Source organism: Candidatus Eremiobacteraceae bacterium (assembly GCA_035314825.1).
Lineage (GTDB): Bacteria > Vulcanimicrobiota > Vulcanimicrobiia > Eremiobacterales > Eremiobacteraceae > JAFAHD01.
Genome location: DATFYX010000020.1, coordinates 65,457 through 72,876 on the forward strand (window position 1 = coordinate 65,457; position 7,420 = coordinate 72,876).

The 7,420-nt window shown below is 66.4% G+C and carries 8 protein-coding genes; 2 read left to right on the forward strand and 6 right to left on the reverse strand.

What is annotated here, in order from left to right; translation table 11 throughout:
• Position 1: 1 nt before the first annotated feature.
• The 6 genes from nuoE to VKF82_03705 all read right to left on the reverse strand — a co-directional run bounded on the left by nuoE (position 2) and on the right by VKF82_03705 (position 4,219).
• A complete protein-coding gene (nuoE, locus tag VKF82_03680; protein HME81161.1) occupies positions 2-496 on the reverse strand; it encodes an NADH-quinone oxidoreductase subunit NuoE in 495 nt (164 codons plus the stop codon).
• Positions 493-1,725, reverse strand: coding sequence for an NADH dehydrogenase (quinone) subunit D (nuoD, locus tag VKF82_03685; GenBank protein ID HME81162.1), 1,233 nt, complete (start codon positions 1,723-1,725; stop codon positions 493-495). The genes nuoE and nuoD overlap by 4 nt, the downstream gene beginning before the upstream one ends.
• Positions 1,722-2,300 carry an NADH-quinone oxidoreductase subunit C gene (locus VKF82_03690; protein ID HME81163.1) on the reverse strand — a complete coding sequence of 193 codons (579 nt, stop codon included), beginning with the start codon at positions 2,298-2,300 and terminating at the stop codon, positions 1,722-1,724. Before VKF82_03690 ends, nuoD begins: the two co-directional genes overlap by 4 nt.
• Positions 2,293-2,778, reverse strand: a complete 486-nt coding sequence (gene nuoB / locus VKF82_03695) for an NADH-quinone oxidoreductase subunit NuoB (protein HME81164.1) — start codon at positions 2,776-2,778, stop codon at positions 2,293-2,295. The genes VKF82_03690 and nuoB overlap by 8 nt, the downstream gene beginning before the upstream one ends.
• Positions 2,769-3,128: an NADH-quinone oxidoreductase subunit A gene (locus tag VKF82_03700; GenBank protein HME81165.1), complete on the reverse strand. Its 360-nt coding sequence runs from the start codon at positions 3,126-3,128 to the stop codon at positions 2,769-2,771. Before VKF82_03700 ends, nuoB begins: the two co-directional genes overlap by 10 nt.
• 89 nt (positions 3,129-3,217) lie before the next feature.
• On the reverse strand, positions 3,218-4,219 hold the full coding sequence (locus tag VKF82_03705) for a cysteine synthase A (GenBank protein ID HME81166.1): 1,002 nt from the start codon (positions 4,217-4,219) through the stop codon (positions 3,218-3,220).
• Positions 4,220-4,266: 47 nt separating this feature from the next.
• Between VKF82_03705 and trxB the strand changes: the two genes are divergently transcribed.
• Positions 4,267-5,220, forward strand: coding sequence for a thioredoxin-disulfide reductase (trxB, locus tag VKF82_03710; protein HME81167.1), 954 nt, complete (start codon positions 4,267-4,269; stop codon positions 5,218-5,220).
• Between the two features lie 103 nt (positions 5,221-5,323).
• Positions 5,324-7,420 (forward strand): hypothetical protein (locus VKF82_03715; protein ID HME81168.1); only part of this gene is annotated, 2,097 nt, incomplete at its 3' end.

The following is a 7,420-nucleotide window of genomic DNA, read 5'->3' on the forward strand; positions in this document are numbered from 1 at the left end:
CCTACTCCGCCGGCATCGCCGGCTGCGGCGGCTGCGCCTGCCAGGCGTCCAGCAACGCGTCGAACGCGGCGGGCGTCACGTCATAGTGGTATTCGAGGTTGTGCTGCAGGCACGGCGCGCGGTCGCAGGCCGCCAAGCACTCGACCTCTTCGTAGTAGAATTGTCCGTCGGCCGACGTCTCGAAATGGCCGATCCCCAACCGCCGTTTGATATGCGTCTGCAAGTCCTCGGCGCCGCGCAGCATGCACGACAGCGTGCGGCACACCTGGACGATGTGCTTGCCGGCCGGCTCCTTGAAGAGCAGCGTATAAAAGGAAGCGATTGATTCGACCTCACCGGGGGTGATGCCGACGACTTCGGCCGCGTCCTCGATCGCCTGGTGCGTCACGTAGCCGTCCTGCTCTTGGCAGTACTGCAGAAACGGGATGAGGGCGGACTGCGCCTCGGGATACCGCGCCACGAGTTCGAGGCCGCGCGCACGGCGTGCCGGCGTCATCGGTCCACCTCCCCGAAGACCGGATCGAGGCTGCCGATGATCGCGACGATGTCGGCGACCAGGTTGCCCGGCGCAAGCCTGCGCAGCGCCTGCAGGTTATAGAAGGAAGGCGGACGCCAGCGCACGCGCCACGGCTTGTTGCCGCCGGCGCTGGTGACGTACATGCCGAGCTCGCCGCGCGGACTCTCGACCGGCTGGTAGATGTGGCCCTCGGGGACGTTGAAGCCCGACGACACCAGCTTGAAGTGATGGATGAGCGCCTCCATCGAGTGCTGGATCTCGGTTTTGGGCGGCGGGATGATCTTGCGGTCGTCGATCGTGACCGGTCCATCAGGGAACTTCTCGCGGGCCTGCTTGATGATGCGCCAGGCCTGATGCATCTCGTCCAGGCGCACGATGAAGCGCGAGTAGCAGTCGCCGGCCGGATGCGTGCAGATGTCAAAATCGTACGTCTCGTAGCCGCTGTACGGGAACGCCTTGCGCACGTCGTAGGGCACGCCGCTGCCGCGCAGGATGGGTCCGGTGAGGCCCCAATCGATCGCCTCCTGCGCGCTGATGACGCCGACGCCGATGAGGCGGTCCATGATGATGACGTTCTTCTCGAGGATGGCGCGCATGTCGGTCAAGCGCTCGGGGAAGCGCTCGATGAAATCGTCCATCTTGGCGAGGAATCCTTTTGGCACGTCGAGCGCCACGCCGCCGATGCGGAACCAGGACTGGTGCATGCGCGCGCCGGTCACGAACTCCATGATCTCGAGGATGCGCTCGCGCATCTCGAACGCGTACATGAAGATCGACTGCGCGCCGAGGTCGATCGCGTGCGTGCCGAGCTGCACCAGGTGGCTGGCGATGCGCGTGAGCTCGGTGAACATCACGCGCAGCACCTGTGCGCGCGGCGGGATGTTGTCGATGCCCAACAGGCGCTCGGCGGCGAGCACGTAGCACAGGCTGTTCGAGAGCGGCGCGAGGTAGTCGGCGCGGTCCACCACGGTGACGGCTTGCTGCCAGAAGAGGTTCTCGGCTTGCTTCTCGATGCCGGTGTGCAAGAAGCCGATCTCGGGCTGCGCGCTGATGACCGTCTCGCCGTCAAGCCGCAACATCACCCGCAGCACGCCATGCGTGCTCGGATGCTGCGGACCCATCGAGAGCACGAGCGTGTCGCGCTCGTCGCCCGGGTACGCCGTGAGATCTTTCTCGGCCGCGAAGATCGAGAGATCGGTGGTGCTCACTTGGTCACCACCGGCGGCACGGGACCCGGCAGACCGCCGGGATTGAAGCGGCGATTGAGACCGCGCAGCGGGTAGTCTTTGCGCAGCGGGTGGCCTTCCCAGTCGTCGGGCATCAGGATGCGGCGCAGATCCGGATGGCCGTCGAAACGCACGCCGAACAGATCCCATGCCTCGCGCTCGGGCCAATCGGCATTGGGCCAGCGCCCGCACAGCGAGGGGACGACCGGGTCGCGGTCGTCGGGGAACACGCGCAGCCGGAACCTCGCCGGCGCCAAGGGTGTAGCGGTCGAATTTATTCGACCGGGCTCGAGATATTCCGGCGGAAACGCCAAGAAGTGATACGAGATCTCAAAGCGCGGCGTCAGCGGATGATGATCGGTGCCGCCGATGTCCAGCAATTGGTTGAAGCCCGCCGCGCGCACCGCGTCGACGGCGGCCAGCAGCCCGTCCGGCAGGATCGCGGCCTCGTCCATGTCGGCAGCGGACACCGCTTCGAGAAACAAGGGCCCGAGCGATTGTGCGAGCTGCGTCAGGAGCGCCGCGGTGACCTCGCGCCCGGGCTGCGCCTCAGGCACGCGCCAGCACGTTGGCTTTGCCGCCCGCTTCGATCTGGCGGCGCAGCTGCATCAGCGCGTAGATCAGCGCGTCCGGGCTGGGCGGGCAGCCGGGCACGTAGATGTCGACCGGCAAGATGGAATCCACGCCCGGCAGGATGGCGTAGTTGTCGAAGACGCCGCCGGACGAGGCGCATGCGCCCATCGAGATGACCCATTTGGGATCGGGCATCTGATCGTAGAGCATGCGCAAGATGGGAGCCATCTTGTTGGCGACGCGGCCGGAGACGATCATCAGGTCGCTCTGACGCGGCGACGCGCGAAAGACCTCGGCGCCGAAACGCGACGTGTCGTAGCGCGGCGACACGATGCTCATCATCTCGATCGCGCAGCACGCGAGACCCATGGTCATCGGCCAGATGGCCGATGATTGCGCCCAATGGATGAATTCGTCCAGCTTAGTCGTGATGAACGGCTGCTGCGGGCTCATCATCTCCATGAGAAGCCGCCCTTTTTCCATACGTACGCGTAGCCGATGCCGAGCACGATGATGAACGCGACCATCTCGATCAGACCGAATGCGCCAAGGCGGTTGAGCCGGACGGCCCACGGATAGAACGACGCCGCCTCGACGTCGAAGACGACGAAAAGCATCGCGACGAGGTAGAAGCGCACCGGAAAGCGCCCGGCCATCGCCGAGGTGGGCGGCACGCCGCACTCGTACGGGTCGAGCTTGTTCGGCGTCGGGCGTTTCTTCGTGAAGATGCCCGGCACGACGGCGATCAGCGACGCCACGACGATGGCGACGATGAAGTAGATGAGGATGGCGGACCAGGGAGATTCGGTCACGGCGTGTCCTTACAGAATGGCGCTTTTCGAGGCGTGCGGTGAGTTTGTGAATTTATTCCCAAAGTCCCCCCGCCCTCAAGAGGCCGGGACTACAGAAATTCGAGGCCCTTCGCCGTCGGGGTCAGTCCGTTCTCGGCGAGCCACGCCGCGTTGTAGAGCCGGGACATCGAGCGCGCGCCGCCGTCGCACAAAATCGTGACCACGCTCGCACCGGCAGGACATCCTTTGGCGATCCGCGCCGCGGCAGTCACGTTGAGCGCCGCCGAACCGCCGAGCAGCAGTCCCTCTTCTCGCAGCAGATAGTGCGCCATCTCCACCATCGCGCGGTCGTCGACGCGCACTGCGTCATCGACCGGCGCGCCTTTGAAGTTCTCGGTGATGCGTTTGATGCCGATGCCCTCGGCGATCGATTCGCCTTCGACCTCGAGCGTGCCCGACTTGACGTAGCAGTACAGGGCCGAGCCCATCGGATCGGCGAGCACACAGCGGATGGCGGAGTCGCGCTCCTTCAAGCATTGCGACACGCCGGCGAAGGTGCCGCCCGTGCCCGCCGCCGCCACGAATGCGTCGATCGAGCCGCTGGCGTCCTCCCACAGCTCCGGGCCGGTGGTCTCGTAGTGGGCGCGCCGGTTGGCTGGATTATTGAACTGGTCGGCCCACAGCGCACCGGGCGTCTGCTGCGCGATATGGCGCGCGACGTGGTAGTAGTTGTCCTCGTCCGCGAACGGCACGGTAGGCACGATGCGCAGGTCGACGCCGAACGTGCGCAGCAATTCGAACTTCTCCGGTGACTGATCGTCGGGGATGACCACGATCGTGCGATAGCCGCGTGCGTTGCCGAGCAGCGCGAGCGCGATGCCCGTGTTGCCGGCCGTGCCTTCGACGATCGTGCCGCCAGGTTTGAGAGTACCATCCCGCTCGGCCGCTTCGATGATGTACTTGGCCGCGCGATCCTTGACCGATCCGCCGGGATTGAGGTGCTCGGCCTTGCCGAGGATGTTGCGGCCGAGCGCGGCGGATAGCCGCGGGATGCGGATGAGCGGCGTGCCGCCCACTGCCGCGAACAGATCGGGTCTGATGCCGCCGCTCATGTCGGCAAAAGGCTACCCACCGGCCGCGCGGAATACCTTCGACTGCGATGCACGCACGCAAGGTCATCATCATCGGATCAGGCCCGGCCGGTTTGACGGCGGCCATCTACACCGCGCGCGCCAATCTCGCGCCGCTGGTGTTCGCCGGCGGGCTGTACGGCGGCCAGCTCATGCTCACCAGCGAGGTCGAGAACTACCCCGGTTTCCCCGAGGGGATCGTGGGCCCCGAGCTGATGGACAAGTTCCGCGCGCAAGCCGAACGTTTCGGTGCGGTCATCCACAACGAAGACGTGACGCGCGTGGATTTCAGCGCGCAGCCGTTGCGCGTGTGGGTCGACGATGAAGAGCATCACGCCGATGTCGTGATCGCGGCGACCGGCGCATCCGCGCAATGGTTGGGACTCGAAAATGAAACGCGGCTGCGCGGACGCGGCGTGTCGAGTTGCGCGACGTGCGACGGCGCGTTCTTCCGCGACAAGGACATCATCGTGGTCGGCGGCGGCGACACGGCGCTCGAGGACGGACTGTTCCTCACCCGTTTCGGCCGGATGGTGACCGTCGTGCACCGGCGCGACACGCTGCGCGCGTCCAAGATCATGCAAGCCCGCGCGTTCGCGCATCCGAAGATGTCGTTCACCTGGAACACGGTGGTGGAGGACATCCAGGGCGAGCGCGGCGTCACCGGGGTACGGCTGCGCGACCTTGTGACTGGCGCTGTCACGGAGCGCCCATGCGACGCGGTCTTTGTGGCGATCGGCCACCTGCCCAATACGCAGATCTTCGCGGGACAACTCGAGCTCGACCACCGAGGGTACATCATCTCGCCGGATGGAGTACGCACGAAAGTGCCGGGCGTCTTCGTCGCCGGCGACGTCCAAGACACGCGTTATAGGCAGGCGATCACCGCAGCGGGGCTTGGCTGCCGCGCCGCGATGGAAGCGGAGAAATATCTCGAATCCCTAGAGAGCCAGGCCCACCAGGCCTCTGCCGCCGCACGCTAAGGGCGCCTTAAGCCCAGAGGGCGGTACAGCCGATAATTAATGTAAGCGTCCGCACAGTGGGATTATTCGTTTTCTCCTTAAACACGGAGCAGGCATCGAACGTATGAGTGAGCAGCAGCCCGGCCCGGCGTCCGCGCAGAGCCTGGCGCAAGCCCAGGCCGAAGTCGCCAACGGCAATACCGCGGCGGCCGGCTCTCTCGTGCGCCAAGCGGTCGGCCGAGCAGACACCTCGCCCGCGCAGCTGGCGCAAGCCGCCAGCCTTGCCGCCGGCCTCGGCATGGAAGAGGCGTTCGGCTGGTTCATGCGCGCCGGCCGGCTCCTGCTGGAAAGCGGCGATACGGACCAAGCGCGCAAAGCGTTCGAAGCCGCAAGAGCCCTCGACGAGAAGAACTACGAGCCGATCTTCGAGCTTGGCCGAGCCGAGATCGCCGCCGGCAACAAGGCGGCAGGCCTTGGCCGCTTCGCAGAGGTCCTGCGCAAGTCGGCGTACACGTTCGTCCCTGCGCTGTTCGAAGCCGGCTGCGTCTACGAAGCCGACGATCAGATCGACCAAGCCATCCTGACGTTCAAACGCATCGTCGAACGCGACAAGAACCACGCGGAAGCGCTCGCGCATCTGGGCCGCCTGTATCGCATCAAACAGATGGCCCCCGAAGCCACCGCGTATCTGCTGCAGTCGGCCGAGGCGGCGCGCAAGGTCATGGATTACGCGCTGGCGCTGCAGTGCGCGCGCGACATCCTCGATTTCGATCCCGGCAACGCGCGCGCGCGCGGACTCGAATCCGAGATGGAGCGCATCGCGCCCGAGCCGCGCGAACGGTCGAAGCCCGCGCCCAAAGCCGAGCCCAAGCCCGCGCCGCCGCCGCCGGTCGAGCAGGTCGCGGCAGCCGTCATGCCCTCCGATTACAAGCTGATCGAGCAGCAGTCCAAGGCCACGCTCGAACTCGCGCAAGTGACGGCGGCGATCGCCGAGTCGTACAAGCAGCGTCTCGCGATCGAAGAGCAGATCAAGGCCGCGCAGACCACGCTCGAATCGGTCGCGTCGCTCAAGGCGGGCGCCGACCAAGAGCTGACGGCGATCAAAGCCCAGCTCGATAACGTCGCAAAGGCACGCGCCGCTGAAGAAGCGACGCTGGCAGCTCTTTCCGCGAAGCTCGAACAAGCCAGGACGGGCCTGGTCTCGATCGAGGCGTTGCACGAGAACGTCAAGCAGGCGGACGAACAGCGCGCGGGCATCGTCAAATCGATCGAGCAGCTGCAGACGGACGCCGGCGGCGTGCGCACGCGCGCCGACAAAGCCAAGACGGATGCGGCAGCGGTGGAAAAGGCGTTGCTCGAGGTCGCCGCGAGCTTCGGCGCGTTGAAGAAGGAAGCCGAAGCCGCCAAGACGCTGCTGGACGAGGCGAAGACGCGCGCTGAACGCGCGAAAGCGGACGCCATCGCCGCCGAAGCCACGGTCGCGAAATCGCGCGAGACGTTCGAGCAGGCCAAAGCGCAAGTCGAGAGCGCAGAGCGGCGCATCATCGAAGCCGCTGCGCACGCGCATGCGGTGGCGGGCGACGCCACGACAGCGCTGGCGGGCATCGCCGACATCGAGGCGACGATCACCACGACGATGGCCGCGCAGAAGGGTATTCAGGACGCGGTCGGACAGTTGCGCGCTCTCGCGGTCGCGTTGACCGAGCGGCGCAAACAGACCGAGGCGACACTGGCTCAGATCCAAGGACTCGGCGAGTCGCAGGCCGGCGGCCTGAGCGAGGCGGACATCGCCAAGCTCGAGGCCGGTCTGGCGGCCGCGATCGAACGGGCGTCGGCTCCAGCTGCGGCGGCGCCGCCCGCGCCCGCGCCCGCGCAGCCTGCCCAATCTGCTGCCGCCGCTTCGGCGGGAGGCGTCAAGCCAAACGGCGCGGCGCCGGCGCCCGATGTGGCCGCTGCCAAGCCTGCCAAGTCAGAGGCTGAAAAAGCCGAAGCGCAAAAGGTCGAAACGGCGAAAGTCGAGGCCGCCAAGGTCCAGGCGCAAAAGGCCGAGCACGTTAAGGCTGAGGCTGCCAAGGCCGACGCCGCGAAGGCGGAAGCGGTCAAGGCGGACGCCGCCAAAGCCGCGAGCGCCAAAGCCGAAGCCGCGAAGGCGGCTGAGAAGCCGGTCGCGCCGAAAGCCGATGACAATTCGCCCGGCGGGATCTACGCGCGCGGCATCGCG